General features: G+C 23.8%; 15 protein-coding genes, 3 tRNA genes and 2 pseudogenes. 10 read left to right on the top strand and 10 right to left on the bottom strand.

The window, feature by feature from the left end; translation table 11 throughout:
• The first annotated feature begins 4 nt into the window (after nucleotides 1-4).
• The gene (rplI, locus tag JSR03_RS00100) at nucleotides 5-460 is read left to right on the top strand and encodes a 50S ribosomal protein L9 (RefSeq protein WP_204097745.1); all 456 of its coding nucleotides are present in this window, start codon (nucleotides 5-7) and stop codon (nucleotides 458-460) included.
• The gene (gene gltX, locus JSR03_RS00095) at nucleotides 457-1,956 is read left to right on the top strand and encodes a glutamate--tRNA ligase (protein ID WP_204097744.1); all 1,500 of its coding nucleotides are present in this window, start codon (nucleotides 457-459) and stop codon (nucleotides 1,954-1,956) included. Before rplI ends, gltX begins: the two co-directional genes overlap by 4 nt.
• Before the next feature lie 66 nt (nucleotides 1,957-2,022).
• Here gltX and JSR03_RS00090 read toward each other — a convergent pair whose 3' ends face one another.
• Complete coding sequence (locus JSR03_RS00090; RefSeq protein WP_204097743.1) at nucleotides 2,023-2,580, bottom strand: 50S ribosomal protein L25; 558 nt, start codon at nucleotides 2,578-2,580, stop codon at nucleotides 2,023-2,025.
• Between the two features lie 76 nt (nucleotides 2,581-2,656).
• Here JSR03_RS00090 and JSR03_RS00085 point away from each other — a divergent pair.
• The 7 genes and pseudogenes from JSR03_RS00085 to JSR03_RS00055 all read left to right on the top strand — a co-directional run bounded on the left by JSR03_RS00085 (nucleotide 2,657) and on the right by JSR03_RS00055 (nucleotide 8,030).
• Nucleotides 2,657-2,727, top strand: a tRNA-Cys gene (locus tag JSR03_RS00085).
• Nucleotides 2,728-2,745: 18 nt separating this feature from the next.
• Nucleotides 2,746-3,120 (top strand): rRNA maturation RNase YbeY, encoded by a 375-nt coding sequence (gene ybeY / locus JSR03_RS00080; RefSeq protein WP_204097742.1) that lies wholly within the window; start codon nucleotides 2,746-2,748, stop codon nucleotides 3,118-3,120.
• Complete coding sequence (mnmG, locus tag JSR03_RS00075) at nucleotides 3,101-4,942, top strand: tRNA uridine-5-carboxymethylaminomethyl(34) synthesis enzyme MnmG (protein ID WP_204097741.1); 1,842 nt, start codon at nucleotides 3,101-3,103, stop codon at nucleotides 4,940-4,942. Before ybeY ends, mnmG begins: the two co-directional genes overlap by 20 nt.
• A gap of 3 nt (nucleotides 4,943-4,945) precedes the next feature.
• Nucleotides 4,946-6,553, top strand: coding sequence for a glutamine--tRNA ligase (glnS, locus tag JSR03_RS00070; RefSeq protein ID WP_204097740.1), 1,608 nt, complete (start codon nucleotides 4,946-4,948; stop codon nucleotides 6,551-6,553).
• Between the two features lie 73 nt (nucleotides 6,554-6,626).
• Nucleotides 6,627-7,694 carry a DNA polymerase III delta subunit-related protein gene (locus JSR03_RS00065; RefSeq protein ID WP_204097739.1) on the top strand — a complete coding sequence of 356 codons (1,068 nt, stop codon included), beginning with the start codon at nucleotides 6,627-6,629 and terminating at the stop codon, nucleotides 7,692-7,694.
• Nucleotides 7,695-7,721: 27 nt separating this feature from the next.
• Nucleotides 7,722-7,832 (top strand): annotated as a pseudogene (locus JSR03_RS00880) (GTP-binding protein); the annotation flags it as partial.
• A gap of 123 nt (nucleotides 7,833-7,955) precedes the next feature.
• Nucleotides 7,956-8,030, top strand: a tRNA-Asn gene (locus JSR03_RS00055).
• Between the two features lies 1 nt (nucleotide 8,031).
• Here the strand turns inward: JSR03_RS00055 and ileS are convergent.
• The 4 genes from ileS to JSR03_RS00035 all read right to left on the bottom strand — a co-directional run bounded on the left by ileS (nucleotide 8,032) and on the right by JSR03_RS00035 (nucleotide 13,422).
• Nucleotides 8,032-11,403, bottom strand: a complete 3,372-nt coding sequence (gene ileS, locus JSR03_RS00050; RefSeq protein WP_204097737.1) for an isoleucine--tRNA ligase — start codon at nucleotides 11,401-11,403, stop codon at nucleotides 8,032-8,034.
• A gap of 97 nt (nucleotides 11,404-11,500) precedes the next feature.
• Nucleotides 11,501-11,573 (bottom strand) — tRNA-Met (locus tag JSR03_RS00045).
• A gap of 31 nt (nucleotides 11,574-11,604) precedes the next feature.
• The gene (gene rsmA / locus JSR03_RS00040) at nucleotides 11,605-12,357 is read right to left on the bottom strand and encodes a 16S rRNA (adenine(1518)-N(6)/adenine(1519)-N(6))-dimethyltransferase RsmA (protein ID WP_204097736.1); all 753 of its coding nucleotides are present in this window, start codon (nucleotides 12,355-12,357) and stop codon (nucleotides 11,605-11,607) included.
• Nucleotides 12,358-12,360: 3 nt separating this feature from the next.
• Nucleotides 12,361-13,422: a PCRF domain-containing protein gene (locus JSR03_RS00035; RefSeq protein ID WP_204097735.1), complete on the bottom strand. Its 1,062-nt coding sequence runs from the start codon at nucleotides 13,420-13,422 to the stop codon at nucleotides 12,361-12,363.
• 55 nt (nucleotides 13,423-13,477) lie between these two features.
• On the opposite strand from JSR03_RS00035, the pseudogene rho reads away from it, so the two are divergent.
• A pseudogene (gene rho / locus JSR03_RS00030) lies at nucleotides 13,478-14,665 on the top strand (transcription termination factor Rho); the annotation flags it as partial.
• Nucleotides 14,666-14,697: 32 nt separating this feature from the next.
• Here rho and JSR03_RS00025 read toward each other — a convergent pair.
• The 5 genes from JSR03_RS00025 to lipB all read right to left on the bottom strand — a co-directional run bounded on the left by JSR03_RS00025 (nucleotide 14,698) and on the right by lipB (nucleotide 20,628).
• Nucleotides 14,698-15,804 (bottom strand): S1 RNA-binding domain-containing protein, encoded by a 1,107-nt coding sequence (locus JSR03_RS00025; RefSeq protein ID WP_204097733.1) that lies wholly within the window; start codon nucleotides 15,802-15,804, stop codon nucleotides 14,698-14,700.
• Nucleotides 15,805-15,840: 36 nt separating this feature from the next.
• Nucleotides 15,841-16,950 (bottom strand): DNA polymerase III subunit beta, encoded by a 1,110-nt coding sequence (gene dnaN, locus JSR03_RS00020; protein WP_204097732.1) that lies wholly within the window; start codon nucleotides 16,948-16,950, stop codon nucleotides 15,841-15,843.
• Between the two features lie 85 nt (nucleotides 16,951-17,035).
• Nucleotides 17,036-17,368: a ribosome silencing factor gene (gene rsfS, locus JSR03_RS00015; protein ID WP_204097731.1), complete on the bottom strand. Its 333-nt coding sequence runs from the start codon at nucleotides 17,366-17,368 to the stop codon at nucleotides 17,036-17,038.
• A gap of 43 nt (nucleotides 17,369-17,411) precedes the next feature.
• Nucleotides 17,412-19,955 carry a valine--tRNA ligase gene (locus tag JSR03_RS00010; protein ID WP_239079309.1) on the bottom strand — a complete coding sequence of 848 codons (2,544 nt, stop codon included), beginning with the start codon at nucleotides 19,953-19,955 and terminating at the stop codon, nucleotides 17,412-17,414.
• 28 nt (nucleotides 19,956-19,983) lie between these two features.
• Complete coding sequence (lipB, locus tag JSR03_RS00005; RefSeq protein ID WP_204097730.1) at nucleotides 19,984-20,628, bottom strand: lipoyl(octanoyl) transferase LipB; 645 nt, start codon at nucleotides 20,626-20,628, stop codon at nucleotides 19,984-19,986.

The following is a 20,628-nucleotide window of genomic DNA, read 5'->3' as shown; positions in this document are numbered from 1 at the left end:
ATATATGAAAATTCTTTTAATTAAAGAGGTTAAAGAATTAGGAATTAAATATGATATAGTTGATGTTAAACCAGGGTATGCTAAAAATTTTTTATTTCCTAAAAAACTAGCAATTTTATTTACTGATTCACTTAAAAAAAAATATTTTAATATTTTAAATAAAAATATAAATAATGAAAAAAAACTTATTAATAAATTTAATAAAGAAATTATTAAAATTAAAAAATTAAATTGGGTGTTTTATAAAACAGCAAGTAAATCGGGTGTTTTGGATAAGACTTTATCTAAAACAGATATTTTTAATATTTTTTTAGAAAAAAAAATTAATATTAATATTGATCAAATCCATGTTAACACAACTCTAATTAATAAAATAGGTCAATATAAATTTGAAGTTAAATTTAGTAAAAAAATATTTAAGACAATTAATATAATAATTATTACTAAACCAAAGAAATGATAAGAGTTCGTTTTGCTCCCAGTCCAACTGGCCCATTCCATATAGGGAATTTAAGAACTGCATTATTTAATTATTTATTTGCAAAGAAGAATAAAGGATCTTTTATCCTAAGATTTGAGGATACAGATAAAGAAAGATTTCTTAAAAAATCTGAAAAACATATTTTAAATTCTCTTAAATGGTGCGGGATTATTCCTGATGAGGGACCAGACACCGGAAAATATGGGCCTTATCGTCAATCTAAAAGAAAACATATATACAAAAAATATATAAAATATTTATTGAAAAATGAATATGCTTATTATGCTTTTGAAACCAAAGCTGATTTAAAACAAATAAGAAATGAGTATAAAGAAAAAGGGAAATTATTTCTATATAATTCTTTAACTAGAAGTCAACTAAAAAATTCATTGAATGAGTTTGCTTTTAAGCATGTAAAAACAAAACAGGCTACAATAAGATTAAAAGTCCCAGCATCAACGACGATTAAAGTTAATGATATATTACGTGGAAATATTTCCATAAATTCCAATTCACTAGATGATAAGGTATTAGTAAAATCTGATGGCAATGTTACCTATCATTTAGCCAATGTAATTGATGATCATCTTATGAAAATTTCACATGTCATTAAAGGAGAAGAATGGATTTCTTCTTTTCCTATACTACAATTGTTGTATAATTTTTTTAATTGGAAAATGCCTAATTTTTTACATCTTCCTTTGATCTTAAATCCCTTAGGAAAAGGTAAATTAAGTAAAAGAAATTCGAACCAATTCAATTTTCCTATCTTTCCATTAAAGTGGAAAGATCCTATCAAATTAACGACTATTCTTGGGTATCGTGAATTAGGATATTTACCAGAGGCTTTGCTTAATATGTTAGCCTTTTTTGGTTGGAATCCAGGTGGAAATAAAGAAATTTTTTCATTAAAAGAATTAATATCTACCTTTTCATTAAAAGATATTAATTTTACTTCGGCTAGATTTGATAAAGAAAAAATGAAATGGATTAATCATAGACACCTACAATGCCAATCGGTTTCTGATTTGACTCGGTTAGTTAAAATAAGTTTGAAAGAGAAAAAAATTTCTTTTAATAATGATCAAAAACTACAACAAATTATTTTACGAATTAGATCCCAATGTACTTTTGTCTATCAAATCATAGAAAAGTCAATTTATTTCTTTAAAACCCCAAGTTTAAAGAAAACTTACATAAGTAAAGTTTTATTAAATAAAAATATAAATAAAAACATTTTATTTCTAATAATAGAATGGTTAAAAAATAATGATAAAAATAATTTAAAATTACTAAAAATTTTCTTTTATAAATTAGCTCTTAACAAAAATATTAAGATCTCTTATTTATTTAAAATCTTACGGATTAGTTTGGTTGGAAAATTAATTGGATTAGATATTTATTTTATAATTAAAATATTAAAAAAAAAGGAGCTGATGAAAAGAATACTAAAGCTAATGTTTTTATTAAATTAATACTTAATTGTTTTAACTTTAAAACTCTGAAACAAGAAGATATAGGTACAATTATTTTGGCTTGATTTATTGAGAGGTTTCAATAATCGGTTTAATTGCAGAAATAACTGTATTAGAGTCATGTAATATTACTATTTTTTTTTGAGGTATATTTTTTACATAATAATTTTCTCCTATATCTAAATTTTCAATATTAATCTCTATATGATCTACCATATTCTTAGGTAAAGCCTTAATTTTTAAGTTTCGTATTTTAGATATATACTCCCCACCTTTATAAACTCCTTTTGCTTTTCCTATGGGTTTAATAGGCACTTCATAAGTAATATACTTTATAGGGTTTAATTCAAAAAAATCTAAATGCAATATTTTTTCTGTAATTGGGTTATATTGGATTTCTTTTAATATAGTAGTAATATTGATTTCATTGTTTATAGATACTATAAATTTGCTTAATGTGTTATTTTTAATTATTTTTTCTACTAAATAAGAATCCAAAACAAATTTAATGTTTTTATTCTTCCCATACACTATGCAAGGTGTGTAACCAGATTCTCTGAAACTTTTTATATGTTTTTTATTTCCAATTACTCTTTTTTCTACTTTTAAAATTATTCTTTTCATTTCCAAGATTTAACTACAAGATTTACTAATATTTACTATCTAGAAACAAGAAAAGAAATATTATATTATTGTTATTGGTACTGTGGCCGAGTGGTTAGGTAAAGGTCTGCAAAATCTTTAACAGTGGTTCGATTCCGCTCAGTACCTTTTATTTAAACGGGAGAGATGATATCTTTTTATTTTTACTATAATTTTTCATTTAAAAAAAAAATAGAAAAAATATTACGATATGAAAAAAGTAATTTTAAAAAAATTATTTATATTTTTTGCAATAATAAATATATTTCTACTCTAAATTTTTTTGTTTTTAAAAACACCAAATGGACTGATGTTATCACATTAAAACAGACTGATCGCAAACAAGTAGGAGAAATTTATATAAATATTGAGATGATAAAATTTAACTCTATTGTCTTTAAAAAAAAATTTTATGATGAATTAAAAAGAGTAATGATACATGGAGTCTTACATTTAATTGGGTACGAAGATAATAATAAGCAAATTACTGAAAAAGAAAAATATGTCCTCAAACAGCTTTGATGTAATTGTAGTAGGAGCCGGACATGCTGGATCCGAAGCTGCGGCTGTATCGGCCAAATTAGGCTCTAAAACCTTGTTAATTACTTCTGAGATAGATAACATAGCTAAAATGTCTTGCAATCCAGCTATTGGTGGGATAGCAAAAGGGCAAATAATAAAGGAAATTAATGCGTTAGGTGGCCTATCAGGACTTATAACTGACAGAAGTATGATACAATTTAGAATGTTAAACCAATCTAAAGGTCCGGCAATGTGGAGTCCAAGAGCACAATGTGATAGAAGAAAATTTCTAAAAAATTGGAAATCTGCTTTAAAAAAAATTAGGAATTTATCTATTATTCAAGATACTATAATTGACTTGATAATTCGTAATAAGAAAATACTCGGTGTTAAATCTTTAGTAGGTAAAAATATATTTGGAAAGGCCGTAATTTTAGCTGCTGGAACCTTTCTAAATGGTAGAATTCATATTGGAAACAAAAAAACAGACGGTGGGCGATTATCAGAAACCGCAGTTTTAGGCTTAACTAAAAAGCTTACAAACCTTGGATTTGTTTCTGGCCGTCTTAAAACTGGTACCTCCCCAAGAGTAGATGCTAGATCATTAAATTATAATAAAATGATAATTCAGAATGGAGATCTTCCAATTGAAGCTTTTTCTTTTTTGAAGAAAACAAAAAAACAAAATAAATGTTATATTACTTATACCGATGAGAAACTTCATGAATTAATTAGAAATAATATTCACCTTTCTCCATTGTATAATGGAAATGTGAAAAGCAAAGGTCCAAGATATTGTCCTTCTATTGAGGAAAAAATATATAGATTTCCAAATAAAACTAGGCATCAAATATTTGTCGAACCTGATGGTAACCATTCTATAGAAATGTATATAAATGGATTCTCAACATCTTTACCAATCGAAATACAAAAGAAAGCCTTATTAAAAATACCTGGTTTCGAAAAAGCAATAATTTTAAAACCAGGATATGCAATCGAGTATGATTATTTCAATCCAAATCAATTAAAACAAAATTTAGAAACTAAAATAGTTGAAAACCTTTTTTTTGCAGGGCAAATTAATGGGACTACTGGATATGAAGAAGCCGCAGCACAAGGTTTAATTGCAGGCATAAATGCTCATTTAAAAATTACTCAAAAAAAACCTTTAATCTTAAAAAGAAATGAAGCCTATATTGGCGTTTTAATAGATGATTTAATAAATAAAGGTACTCAGGAACCATACAGAATGTTTACCTCACTAGCAGAATATAGAATTTTATTAAGACAAGATAACGCCGATCAAAGATTAATGCCTATAGCTTATAAATTAGGATTAATTTATAATAATATTATATATAAATTAAGAAATCAAAACAAAAAAATTAATCTCTGTATTCAATTTTTTAATAATCGAATTAATTCTAGAAAAATAAAAACAAATTATTTTAAAAATAAGGCTATAAAAATTATTAAGTTTTTATCTTCAACAAAATTTACAATTAAAGATATAATAAAAATTTCATTAATTAAAAACTTTATAAAAGAGAATAAAATATCTAATAAGATTTTAAAGAAACTTTCTATTCTGCTCAAATATAAAGTCTATTTAAAAAAAGAAGAAGAAAATGTTAAAAGAATTTTAAAATTAGAAAATTTAATAATTCCTAAAAATTTTAATTACGATAAGATTAAATCTTTATCTCTAGAAGCAAGGGAAAAATTATTTAATTTTAAACCTAAAAATCTTGGTGAAGCTTTAAAAATTAGTGGAATTTCTCACTCAGATTTAAATAATTTATTATTCTATATAAGATCGTGATCTATGCATCCAAAAAATTTTTTAGAAAAAATTATTGAGAAAGATATTAAAAAAGGGTTCCCGAAGGAAAATTTATCATTTAGATTCCCTCCAGAACCTAATGGGTATTTACACTTAGGGCATGTGAAATCAATATATCTAAATTTTTACCTTGCTGAAAAATATAAAGGTCCTTTTATCTTGCGTTTTGATGATACTAATCCTCTTAAGGAAGAATCAAAATTCATTCAAGCAATTAAAAAAGATATAAAATGGCTAGGGTTTAAGTGGGTTAAAGAAACTTATGCATCCGATTATTTTTTGAAGCTTTATAAACTAGCTAAGAAATTAATCTTAAAAGGCAAAGCTTATGTAGATAGCCAAAACAAACAGGAAATTAAAGAACAAAGAAAAACTTCTTATGAAGTTGGGATAAAAAGTCCTTTTAGAAATAGGTCAAAAAAGGAAAATATAAAATTATTTAAAAAAATGAAATCTGGTTTTTTTAACGAAGGTGAATGTGTCTTACGAGCTAAAATAGATATGAACTCCCCTAATCTAAAACTTAGAGATCCTATTATGTATAGAATACTAAAAAAAAAGCACTACAAAACTAAAAATAAGTGGGTAATATATCCCACTTATGATTGGGCACATGGGCAAAATGATTATTTAGAAAAAATCTCACATTCTTTATGTACGTTAGAATTTAAACATAATAATCCATTATATAACTGGTTTATTCTTCAAATTAAAAATAAAAATAATGTAATTTTGCCAAAACAATATGAGTATTCTAGATTAAATTTAAATTACTCTTTAATGAGTAAAAAAAAAATACAAAGTTTAATTAAAAACAAACTGGTGGATAATTGGGATGACCCAAGATTACCAACCATTTCTGGGCTTCGAAGAAGAGGTTTTACTCCTAAATCTATTTGTAACTTTATAAAAGAAATAGGAATTTCCAAAAGAGAAAATAATATTGATATTTCTTTATTAGAATTTCATCTAAAGAAACATTTAAATAAAATTGCTGAGAGGGTAATGGTCGTATTTAATCCTCTCACTTTAATAATAGAAAATTTTAAGAAAACTAAATGGTTAATAGAAAAAAACAACCATAATTCTGATATATATCGTAAAATTCCATTTTCTAGAGAAATCTATATAGAAAGCAAAGACTTTTTAGAAACTAAAACAGATAACTTTTTTCGTTTATCGATTGGTCAAAAAGTAAGATTAAAATCTGCGTTTCTAATAACAGCTAAATCTATAATAAAAAATAATAATGGGAATATCAAATATATATTGTGTCAATTATACAAAAAGAAAAAAAAGAAGCAGGCCACTTTACATTGGGTATCTAAAATATATTCTTTCCCTATTAACATAAATTTCTATGGAAAATTATTTAACATTAAATTTCCTAACAAAGTAAAAAATTTTAGGAATTATGTTAATGAAAATTCAAAAATAAAAGCAAAAGCTTATGCTGAACCTTATTTAAAAAATGCTAAACCTGAAAATAAATATCAATTTATACGAAGTGGTTATTTTTGTCTTGATAAAGAAAGTAGTAGTAAAAATTTAATATTTAATCAAATAGTTTCGTTCCAAAAAAACTATTAGATTTTTATAATTTTCTATAGCTTATAGCCTACTTTGAGTTTAATCTTAAGCTTAAGAATTAATATTAAATAATATGAAGCTTGAATCTTTGATTGAACACGAAAAAATAAAAGCTGAATTATATAATTTTTGTAAATTTAATATATTGCCAACGGGTATTTTACTTCTTGGCCCGGAAGGCTGTGGAAAGTTTAAATTAGGAATAAAATTTCTAAAAAAGCTTTTAAAAATTGATATGTTAGCACATCCAGATATACAGTTTCTTTTTCCTTTACCGAATTTACCTAAACAGAAAAGTAATTATTTTTATAATAAATGGCATAATTTTTTAGTTAATCAACCTTATGGTAGTTTATTAGATTGGAAAAAAAAAATACATTATGAAAATAAAGATTGCAAAATTTCCTTAGAGCAAGTTGAAGCTGCTTTAAAAATGATAAATTTAAAATCTTATGAACTTTCTCATAAGGTTGTAATATTTTGGATGTTAGAACACTTAACTATTCAAGCAGGGAATAAATTATTAAATGTTTTAGATTCTCCACCAAAGCGAGTGTTTTTTTTATTTATTGGAGAAAATGAAAACTTAATTTTACCAACTCTAAAATCTAGGTTACTTATAATAAAATTAAAACTAATTTCTAATAAAATTATTGAAAAATATTTAATTAGAAAGTTTCATTTATATAAAAAACAAGCACAAACTATAGTTGCTATTTCAGCAGGTAATCTTAATACTATCTTTAAAATTTTAAAGAATAAAAACAATAATTTAAATCTTAATTTTATATTTTGGATGAGAATGTTATTCAATTTAAAACATAAAATAGATTCCTTCTTGAGATGGGGGTCCCAAATTAATTCCTGGAATAGGGACAAAAAAAAAAGTTTTCTTTTGTTTTCCTTAGAGATTTTTAGAATTGCACATCGATATAAATATGATAAAAATTACATCAATCCATTTTTTTATTATAAAAATTTTAATTGGAAACAATTTTGTAGATACATAAATACTAAAAAAGTCAGGATAATAAATCACTTAATAAGTGATGTAATTAAAGGTATTGACAGATATTATTTATTCTTATTTAATTTTTTAGATTTGTCTTTTAATATGAAGAAAATATTATTTAATAAATAATATGAAGAAAATATTATTTAATAAACTATGAGATTTCTTCTAAATTTTTGTATTCTCGCTCATATTGATCATGGAAAAACTACACTAACGGATATATTATTAGAGTATACTAATACTATATCGAGAAAAAAGATTGAGATAAATAGAAGAGGAATACACTACGTCAACTGAGAAATCTTTCTTTACCTAAATCTACTTATATTTCTATTTTAAAAAAAGGAAAGTAAAAAAAATTAAGATTTAATCTTTAAATTAAAGATTTCCTCAGTAGCTCAGTTTGGTTAGAGCACCTGACTGTTAATCAGGGTGTCGTTGGTTCAAATCCAGCTTGAGGAGCCTACCTTTCAATTGCTATTGAAACTGTTTTGTTATTTACATAACAATAGAAATTTATCTTTCTTTTATTTAAGATTAGTTTTTTAACTAAAGCCTCAGTGCTTATATATTTAGAATATGTTTTTATAGTTATTAAAAACATATCCTCATCACTGTTAAGATACACGACTATTCTCTGAGTAACAGTAAAGCCTTTTTTCTTTCTCAAATTTTGAATTACTTTGATTAAATCTCTTAATAAGCCTTCTAAAATTAATTTCTTCGTGAGTTGTGAGTCTATTCCAACAATGAAATCTTGATTAATACTTAATTTCCAGAAGTGTTTGGGTTGATAATCTATTATCAAGTCTTTTATAGTTATATTAAATTTTTTATTCTTTATATTTATATTTATGTTTTCTTTTATTTCTAACTTATTTTTTTTTATATAAGATTTAAGCAAATTAATATCTTTTTTATATCTTTGTCCTAAGAAATTATAATTAGGTTTTATATCCAGAGTGGCTATCTTATTAAGAGTTGGGTTTATTTTTATTTGTTTGACATTAACTTCATTTTTAATTAAATTTAAGATATCTTTATATAATAATATCTTATTAGACTCTTTTTTAAGTAGAATAATTGCTTTGGTTAATTTTTGTCGAACTTTAATATTATTTTTTTTTCTAAGAAATAATATTTTGGAAGTAATATTTTGTGCTAATTTCATGCTCTTTTCTAGAGATTTATCTACTAATTTGGTTTTAGAAAGAGGAAATTTAACTAGATGTACACTTTCATAAGGTTCTGTTTTTTTTATATTGAGATTATTATAAAATTTTTCCATAAAAAATGGTGCAATAGGTGAAGATATTTTAAATATAGTAATTAAACAAGTATAAAGTGTTTTATAAGCGTTAATCTTCTCTTCATTATAATCATTTTTCCAGAATTTTCTTCTAGAAAGCCTAATATACCAATTACTTAAATCAAAAATTACAAATTGTTCTATTGTTTTTGCTACTTTAAAAATGTTATATTTTTTATAATAGCTTGATATATCTTTTATTAAAGTATTTAATTTAGAAATTATCCATTTTTCTAATAAATTTAGATTTTCTATTTTAATTTCCATTTCGTTGGGTAAAAACTGATCTATATTTGCATATAAAGCAAAGAAAGAGTATGAATTAAATAAAGTACCAAAAAACTTTTTTGTTACCTGTTTTATTCCTTTTTCATCAAATTTAATATTTTCCCATGAGTTAGAATTAGAGATTAGATACCATCTGATCGGATCAGCACCATATTTTTTTAATAGTTTTATTGGATTAATTGTATTGCCCTGAGTTTTCGACATTTTTTTCCCTAATTTATCTAAAATTAAACCATTGGAAATGGCCGTTTTAAACGCAATAGAATTTGAAATTAGAGTAGAAAGAATATGCAAAGTAAAAAACCAACCTCTAGTCTGATCTACACCTTCACAAATAAAGTCAGCTGGAAAATTTATTTTATTTTCTATTAATTTTCTATTCTCAAAAGGGTAATGTAGTTGTGCATAAGGCATTGCCCCCGAATCAAACCAAACATCAACAATTTCGGATTCTCTTTTAAGAGGTATTTTGTTTTTAGAGACTAAGATAACTTTATCTAAAGTCTGTTTATGAAGATCTATTTTGGAATAATTTTTTCTTTTCATATTCCCAATTATAAAATCTTCAAATGGATTTGTTTTCATATATCCAGCAACAATTGATTTATCTATTTCCTTAATTAATTCTTCAATTGAGCCTATTATTTTTTCTTCTTTCTTTGCAGTTGAGCGCCAAATTGGTAATGGAATTCCCCAATATCTACTTCTAGAGATATTCCAATCTTTTAAATTTTTTAACCAATTTTCGAATCGTTTAATACCTGTACTTCTTGGTATCCAATTAATTAATTTATTTAATTTAAGTAATTTGTTTTTATATTTGCTGGTTTTAATAAACCAAGAACTTATTGGATAATATAATATTGGGGCTTTAGTTCTCCAACAATGTGGATAAGAATGGATATGCTTGCCAATTAGAAAAATTTTCTCTTTTTTTTTTAAATATAAAGCTATTTTAAAATCGGTTGATTTTGATTTTGAGAATGATTTTTCTTTCTTATTTTCATATTCTGTTTTAATAAATTTTCCACTAAATAGTGGATGTAAATTTTTTATAAATTTACCTTTATTATCTACTAAAGGTATTAAATTATTGTTTTTACCCCTTATCATCATCATAGGAATTTTTTTGTTTTTAGCCAATTCAAAATCTGTTTCTCCAAAACTAGGTGCGATATGCACAACCCCTGTTCCTTCTGATTGCCTTACGAAATCTCCAGCTATGATTTTAAAAGCTTTTTCACAACCTTCATAAGGTTTTTTCCAAGTAATAAGTTGCTCATACTTGGTATCCAAAAGTACTTTCCCTTTAAAGGTTTTAATAATTCTATATGGAATTTTATTCTGCTTGTTTTTAAATAAAGTAATTTTATTATTTCTTTTAAAAAACAAGCGACTATCTAAAGTTTTAGATATCGTTTTCTTAGAAAGAATTATATTTATTTTTTTTAAGGTATAAGGATTATAAGTATTTATTAAAACATATTCTATATTTCTGCCTATTGCTAAGGCTGTATTAGCGGGTAGTGTCCAAGGTGTAGTCGTCCATGATAAGATATATATCTCCTCTTTAATATCCTCAAAGGTTTTCTTAATTTTGAATTGAGCTATTACTGCAGTATCTGTTCTGTTTTTATAACAGCCTGGATAATTTAATTCATGTGTACTTAAACCAGTGCCTGCAATTGGGGAATAAGGTTGAATTTTAAAAGCTTTATAAAGATTATTTTGATTATATATTTGTTTTAATAACCACCATACTGTTTCTATATATTTGGTATCATAAGTAAAATATGCATTTTTAAAGTCTAACCAATACCCAATTTTATTACTAATTTCATTCCAGGTTTTAACATTTTTGTTTACCAGACTTTTACAGTTTTTATTAAATGTTTTTATTCCAATTTTTTTTTTAATATCGTGTTTTGATATCCCCATTTTCTTTTCTACTACTAATTCTACTGGTAAGCCATGAGTATCCCAACCTGCTATTCTACTTACTTTATTATTGTTTAATGTAAAATATCTACAGAATATATCTTTAATAGTTCTAGAAAATAAATGATGTAAACCTGGTTTCCCATTTATTGATGGGGGTCCCTCATAAAATACAATCTTATTTTTATAATTTTTGGAGAAACATTTTTTAAATATTTTTTTTTCTTCCCAAAATGTTTTTATTTCGTTTGAAATTTCAGACATTTTTAACTTATTGTATTCTCTGAATATTTTGGCCATTTTTTATTTTGATTTATATATTATTATTAGTTCATTTTTTAGTTTTGATTCTTAAATGTTGGGGGACAGGACTTGACTTGCGGGGACAGGACTTGACTTGCGGGGACAGGACTTGAACCTATGACCTTCGGGTTATGAGCCCGACGAGCTACCATCTGCTCTACCTCGCAAAAACTTAATATTATCTCTTGAAAGAATCTATCAGTTTCTAATTACTTTTCTACTAATATAAGTAAAATCTTTTACGGACAATTGTTCGACTCTTTTCTTAAAAATGGGATTATTCCTAAAGTTTTTTTTAAATAAGAGATATTTCAAAGAATTTTTTAATTTTTTTCTTCTTTGGTTAAAGGCTGTTTTTACGACTTTGTGAAGAATAGAATAATTTATATTTTTTTTATTTTCTATTTTTATTAGTTTAATAACAGCTGATTTTATTTTTGGTTTAGGACTAAAAACTGAGTTATTTACTGTAAATAGATATTTCGTTTTAAAAAAGCTGTTTATTAAAATTGTTAATCCACTTAGATTTTTTTTATTGACTATTCTCTCCCCTACTCGTTTAGGGAACATTCCTATGCATTCTGATATAAAATCTTTATATTTAAGTATATAAAATAATATTTGAGAAGATATACTATATGGAAAATTTCCTATTATTATAAAATTTGTAAAATTAAAATGCAAGGGATTAAATTTTATAAAATCTACATTTAGTATTCTGTTTTTTAAATTTGGAAATTTATGCCTTAATAAATTAACATATAGACTATCTATTTCGATTATTAATAAATTTGAGTCTAATAAATATTGTGTCAATATTCCTTTTCCTGGTCCTATCTCAATCACATTGATGGAGTTTTTAGTCTTTTTATAATAGAGAGCATTTACTATTTTTTTGGCTATATTATTATCTCTCAAAAAAATCTGTCCTAAGTTTTTAGCATATTTCATACTTTAATCTGTTTGTTTGAAGTATTTAAACTCATTTATTAAATTTTCTATTTTTCCATTCAGAAATTCTTCTAAATTATAAAAAGATTTTTTAAGTCTGTGATCTGTTACCCTCCCTTTATGAAAATTATAAGTCCTAATTTTTAACGATCTATCTCCAGTAGAAATTAAAAGTTTTCTTTTAGTAGAAATTTGTTTTATTTGTTTACTTATTTTTAAGTTTAATATTCTATCTTTTAACACTTTCATAGCTTTTTCTAAATTTTTATGTTGTGAACGTTCTTCTTGACATTCGGCAATTAGACCAGTTGGTAAATGAGTTAATCTAATTGCGGTTTCAGTTTTATTGACATTTTGTCCGCCAGCACCTCTTGATCTAAAAGACTCTCTTTTTATTTCTTCTGGATTAAGATAAATCTTAAGTTTTTTATTTATTTCTGGTAAAACGGCAACAGTAATAGCAGAAGTATGTAGTCTACCTTGGGCTTCCGTTTCCGGTATTCTTTGTACACGATGTACTCCAGATTCGTATTTTAAAATATTATATACATTTTTCCCATATATTTTAATTATAACTTCTTTATAACCTTTATAACTATTAGTGGTATAACTTAATAGTTTAAATTTCCATGAAACTTCTTTAAAATACATAGTATACATCCTCAAAATTTCTTCAACAAATATACAGGCTTCATTTCCACCTGTTCCAGCTCTTAACTCTATAATTGCACTATTCTTATTTATTTCTTTTTCTTTTAAAGACTTCTTTATTTTTTTTAAAGACTTCTTTATTTTTTCAATTAAAAGACTAATTTCTAAATTAATTGATTTTAATAATTGTTCATCTTGAGATTCGCTAGCTAATTCTATTAAATCTAATATATCCTTTTTCTGAGTTTTATATTGTTTATATATATCAATTATATTATTATATAATTTATATCTTTTTAAAAGAAAGAGATATTTATTCTTTTTTTTAGAATTATTGTTCAATAAAAAATATTCATTATTTTTTTTAATTTCGAGTTTTATTTTTTTTAGTTTTTTTAAAGTTTTGATATTCATATTATGAGATTTATTTTTTAAACAATAATAATTATATTATGTATATAATCTTCCAAAAGTTTCTATAAATAGATTGAACTTGTTAAAATACCCAAATAAAATAAAACTCAAAAGAAATTTGATAGTTTGTGAAGGAGTATTAGAAATAGTAAATCAAAACTTTGGGTTTTTGAGATCTGCTAAATTTAATTATTTATCTTCTAATGAAGATGTATACATAACTTATACACAAATTAAGTCTTTTTATTTAAAAAATGGCGATACAATAAAAGGATTAATCAGATTTCCCAAAAAATGGGAAAGATATTTTTCTATTAAAAGAATTTTTAGAATAAATGGAAGGAAGCCTGTCTTATTAATTAATAGAGTATCTTTTAAATTTTTAACCCCTTTGTACCCTAATGAAAAATTGAAAATTTCTGGGAGATTAAGTACTTATTCAACTAGAATAATTGATCTGTTTGTCCCAATTGGGAAAGGACAAAGAGGAATGATTGTTGCTCCACCTAAAACAGGTAAGACTACTTTATTAAAAGAGATAGCTAATACTATCTCATTTAATCATCCTGAAGTATATTTAATAATTCTTTTAATAGATGAAAGACCAGAAGAAGTAACTGATATTAAAAGAAATGTTAATTGTGAAGTTATTTCTTCCACTTTCGATGAACCTTACCAAAAACATGTTAAAATTGCTAATTTAGTTTTAAATAAATCTAAAAGATTAGTTGAATGTGGACATGATGTGGTTTTATTATTAGATTCCATTACAAGATTAGCTAGGGCATATAATACCCTAACACCATCTTCTGGAAAGGTCTTATCAGGAGGAGTAGAAGCTAAAGCTCTACATAAACCCAAAAAATTTTTTGGAGCTGCTAGAAATATTGAAGGTGGTGGATCATTATCGATCTTAGCTACTGCAATAATAGAAACTGGTTCAAAAATGGATGAAATAATTTTTGAAGAATTTAAGGGAACAGGTAATCTAGAATTACAATTAGATAGAAAAATTGCTAATAAAAGAATATTTCCAGCGATTAATTTATTAAAATCTAGTACTAGGAAAGATAATTTGTTAATTGATTTAAAGACTTTAGAAGAAGTTTGGATTATAAAAAGAAACCTGTTTTTAACGTCTCGGTCTCCTGCTGAAGCTATTAAGAGTATTAGAGAAAATCTTCTCCAGACATCTAATAATGATGATTTTATAAAATTGATGTCTAAAAAAATAAAAACTTAGAATTTATCTAGACTGCAAAGGCTAGGTCTAATTTAAATAATCTTAAAACTAAAATAAATTTTTTTATGTTTTAATTTTGAACCTAATATTAAGATATTTATTGCATTCCCAATTTTAAACATTTGTTTCTGGGAGATTTTATAATGGAATTTAAATTCCTCTTTTTTGTGTAATAAACCTTCAAAAAATGGGTATATTTCTACTAAAATACCAAACTTTATTAAAACTTTAATTTTTCCTTTTATTATTTTTCCAGAAACCAAAATCTGTTTTATCACACTTTTCCAATTATCAATTATCATTTGTTTAATACCTAATTGTACTCTGTTTCTATGTCTATCTACTGATAAGATTAAAAAATTTCTTCTTTCTCCCAAATTTATTTTTTCTACTGGATGTTTAATACGCTGCCAACTTATATCTGATATATGACATAATCCATCTAAACTACAGCCTAAATCAACGAAACAGCCATAATTGGTTATATTTTTTACTACTCCTTCAACTATTATTCCTTTATTTAAATTACTAATAATTAAAGCTTTTATTTTTATCTTTTGTTTTTCTATAATTATCTTATGAGAAACTACAATATTTTTAGTGGTTTTATTAATATTTACTATTTTCCCTATCAAAATTTTACCTACATAATAATCAAAATTGGGAACTTTTTTATATTCTATTTGGGAACCAGGTAAAAAACATTCTATATTATATAATGATACAATCAATCCTCCTTTTGTTCTAGATAATACTAAAAAGGAGACTAGTTCATTTCTTCTATATGCTTCATTTAGACGATGCCATGATTTAATTTTATTGGCTTTTATATATGATAAAAAACATTTCCCTTTATAATCTAATTTTTCTACAATTACATCGATTAAATCGTTAATTCTAGGCTGAATTTTTAGTATTTGTAATTCCTTTTTTGATAAGATACAATCATATTTAAACCCGATATCAATTAGTATTATCTTATCTTTTATTTTTAAAATTCTGCCTTTTTTAAGATCATATTTTTCTAATTTAGGTATAGTATAACTATATAATTTTATAATTTTTATTTTTTCTTTTGATTTAATTTGATTGTTTAAATCTTCTTTATTCATTATACTTTCACCTCTTTCAAAATTCATTGAATGAATTATATTTTTTATTAGCAACTATATCTTTTAACTTAAAGGAACAATTAAGCGAAAAATCTTTTCTGTTTCCAATGAAGAGATTGGCCTTATTAAGGCTGGACTATATCTCTCTTGAAGTTTAATTTCAATTTCTTCGCATTTTAAATTATATAATACTTCTATTAAATCATTATATTTGAAACTAATTTCTAAATTTTCTCCAAAATATTTACAAACTAATTCTTCATACCCCTTATTACTTGAATCTTTATTTTCTGCATATATTATAGATTTGTTTTTAGATAAACTAAAATTTATTTTCTTATCTATTTGGTTAGAAAATAAAATAATTCTTTTAATTGAAGTTTTCAATTCTTTAATAGCAATTCGTATTTTGTTATTTTTATTATATAGTGGAAGTATTTTCTTATAATTTGGAAAAGACCCCTTAATTAAGGAAGTAATAATTACTTTATTAGTAAATATAAAAAAGGTATTATATTTATTATATTTAATTTTTATTATATTGGTTGTCTTATTAAAGCTTTGTTTTAAGACTAATAAAGTTTTTTTAGGAATTATAAACTTCATTTCTGCTTTAGTATTAATACTATTAATAGAATATTTTGCTAATATATTATTATTTGTTGCAACAAAACTCCCGGTTGTTTTCTTTATTTCAAAACAAACCCCATTAATTACTGGTCTAAGATCATCATTACCTACAGCAAATAAAGTGTTGTCAATAATATTTCTTATTGTTTTTTTATTAAGAACACAAACTTGTGTTCTTTTTATTTTCTTATATTTTGGAAACAGTTCGTGATTTAAAAGAGATATATCGTAATTTCCTTTAAAGGAAATAATTCTTATTTGATTAAAATTTCTGGTTTTTATTTTTAATTGCTGTTCAGGTATATGTTTTAATATATCCATTAATAATTTAGCCGGAACTGCAGCTTTACCTTTTTGTTTACTCAATACTTTTAACGTAGTTTTAATAGAAATTTCTGAATCGGATGCTTTAATTTTTAACATCTTATTTTTAACCTTTAAAATAAAACAAGTAAATATAGAGATCTGATGATTTGGATTAATAACACTATAAATTGACTTTAAAGTTTGAAATAAAGAATGACAATTTATTGAAAAATTCATGGATTAATCAATCTTATTATTATTAATTTTTAATACAAAAAATAATATAATTATAAATAGTACACAGCATAATACAAATATTTTTTTATTCATAAGATAAAATCTTAATACCTTGATATATTTTTTCAAGTTGATAATAATTTCTTATTTCTTTTAAAAAAATATGTACTATTATATTGATATAATCCATTAATATCCATTTACTTTTTCTTATCCCTTCTGCATGATTGGGAGATGTATTTTCTTTTATTTTTTCATAAAGTGAAAAAACATGTTGATTCGATCTACCATTACAAATTATAAAATAATCATATATTCTGTTTTTTTTTTTGTAAAAATTTAATAAAGTAATTTCTTCTCCATTATTTGTTTCGATTATTTCCAATATAGATTTTAATAAAAAGTTTTTATTATGCATTATTAGTTATAACTTAATTATTTGATAACTTAATACTTAATACTTAATACTTAGTCAGTTTAAATTTTAATAAATTTATCTGATTAAGACAATACCTTTTTTTTTCTTTTTCTAAATTTATGATCTTTTGGGGGGCTTTTTTCAAAAAGCTTGAAGTTTTTAACTTGAAAATAATCTTATCTAAGTAATTTTTATAATATGATAATTCATGTTTTATTTTTTTTCTATCAAATATTTTTTGAGGGATTTTAATAAAATATATTTCATCAGCTAATATGAAAGTATAATATTTATTATAATTCTTAGGTGTATTTAAACATTTAATACTTTTTAGATTACCTAAGAAAATTAACATATTTTTTTTAATGTGCTTGTAGTTTTTATTATTACAAAAAACTAAAAGTGTTATTTTTTTGTATATTTTATATATCTCTCTAAATTTTCTTATTTGTAAAATTATTTTATTAATTATTTTAAATTCATTAAGTATATTTCTATTTAACTTTTTTTCAGTAGGCCATTTTTGAATTAATAAAGGGTTTTTATTATGGAAAATATTATTTTTAAGTTTTAATATACTCCAAATATATTCTGTTATAAAGGGAAGAAAAGGATGGAAGATAATTAGTATATTTCTAAATAATTGAGATATTTTTTTTAAAACAGAATATGTTAATTTATAGGCATTAATTCTTTTGGTACTTTCTAAAAACAGTGAACAAAAATCTTTCTTAAAAAAAGAAGAAATTATAATTAATACTTTGCTAAGTTTATATTTTTTAAATAATTTATTTATTAGTTTTACTAATAGATAGAATTTATTTTTTATCCAGGAAAAAATAGCATTATTAATTTCTATATTCTGTTTTTGGGGAGTTATCTTAAATGTAAGTATTAACTTAAAAGCATTCCAAATTTTATTTTTAATCTTGTTCCCTATAAAAAAAGTCTCAGGATTAAATACCATATCTTTCCCAATAGGTGCCATAATCAAAATTCCACATCTAACCGAATCGGCTCCATATTTCTTAAAAATTTGATTGATATTAGGAGAATTACCTAAAGATTTAGACATTTTTAATCTATTACTATCTTTGATTATTCCATTAAAAGAAATATTCTTAAAAGGTTTTTTTTTAAGAAAAAAAAAACCAGCAATGATCATTCTTATAACCCAAAAAAATAAAATATCATCACCAGTAACTAATTCTGTAATAGGATAATAATATTGTAACTCAGAATTATTATTCTTATTATTCATTATGCCATTAAAAATTACTATTGGCCAAATCCAAGCAGAAAACCAAGTGTCTAATACCTCAACTTTTTTCTCTGTTTGACAACATTCAGGAATTCTATGTCCCCACCATAATTGTCTAGAAATATTCCAATCTTTAAGATTGAGAAACCAATCTTTTATTTTATTTTTAATTTTTTTAGGATATAATTTGATTATATCTTTTGGATGAATATTGTGTAAAGCTTTTTTAACTAATAAATTCATTTTTAAAAACCATTGAGCAGATAATAATTGTTCTACTTCAGTCTTAGATCTTTCTGAATAACCAATTTGTGAATTATATTCTTTAAATTTAAACAAATAATTATTTGTTTTTAAACACTCTCGAATTTTTATTCGAGCAGTTTTTACACTTTGACCAGCAAAATCTAATCCAGACTTATTAAGTTTTCCATTTTTATCAATCAAATTAATAATTTCTAAGTTATGCCTTTCAGCAATTAATTTATCATTGTAATCATGAGCAGGAGTTATTTTTACACATCCAGAACCAAAGTTTGTATCTACATAATTATCTGCTATAATAGGAATTTCTTTATAAGAAATTGGTACTATTACTTTTTTATTTCTATATTTTAGATATCTTTTATCAGTTGGATTAACACATAAAGCAGTATCAGCGAATATAGTTTCAGGTCTTTTTGTAGCAACTATAATATAATTATTCTCATTTTTGAGCTGATATTTTATATAATACAATTTTACTCGACACATTTTATACTGAATTTCTTCATTTGAAAGAGCGGTTTGAGTTTTAGTATCCCAATTAACTATTCCATACTTTTTATATAAGTATCCATCCTTATATAAGGTTAGAAAAATTTTCTGGACTGATTGAGAGAAATTCTCATCTAGAGAAAATTTTAATCTGTGCCAATCACAAGAACATCCAATTTGTTTTAATTGTTTAATAATAGTTTTACTATATTTTATTTTCCATTTAGTTGCTATTTTTAAAAATCTTTTAAGACCTATTTTTTCTTTAGATATTCCTAATTCAGTTATTAGTTTATGTTCTGTAGCTATTGAAGCATGATCTAATCCTGGTACCCAACAGGTATTAAAGCCTTCTAATCTGGCTTTTCTGGTTAATACGTCTTGTATTGTATTGTTTAATATATGTCCCATATGAAGTACACCCGTAATATTAGGTGGTGGCATTATAACTACATAAGATAAACGATTATCAGGAAGAGAATTAAAGTATTTATTTTTTTCCCAGTAATTGTATATGATTTTATCATTTTTAAGAAAATTATATTCTTTTTCTATTTTTATTGAAGTCATAAACTTAAACTTAGAAACATTTTTCTATTCAAATTAATAAATTAAAAAAATAAGAAAGTATATTCTTTAATAAAGATTTAATGTTTATATAAAAATAAAAATTATTTTCTGTATAAAGAGATGTTATTCCATATTTCTTAAGACCACATGGTCTAATATAATTATAATAATTTAAATTATTCTTAATATTTAAAGAAAATCCATGCATAGTAATATAATGTCTTATTTTAAGACCAATAGAACCTATTTTTTTTAAATCATTATGACAAATAACCCAAATGCCAGCTTGATTGATGATTCTAAAGCCAATGATTTTATATTTTAATAAAATATAAATAATAACATTTTCAATAAAACGTAATAAAAAATTAATATCATAATTAAATAAAAACAGATCTAAAATAAAATAAACGACGAGTTGTCCAGGTCCATGATAAGTAACATCTCCGCCTCTATCTACTTTTAAGATTGGTATTTTTTTATATGTGTTATAAAACATTAAGAAATTAGGAAATTTACTATTTCTACCAATAGTATAAACATGATTATGTTCAGCACAAATAATAAAATTATATTTTTTATTAAAAGATTGAATTTTTATATCAAATATTTCTTTTTGTAGCCCCCAGAAGAGTTTATAATCTTTTAAAAAAAAAAGAGGCTGATTCTCCAT

This window comes from Candidatus Karelsulcia muelleri (genome assembly GCF_016888765.1).
Lineage (GTDB): Bacteria > Bacteroidota > Bacteroidia > Flavobacteriales > Blattabacteriaceae > Karelsulcia > Karelsulcia muelleri_F.
This window is presented reverse-complemented; position numbering and strand designations above follow the sequence as displayed.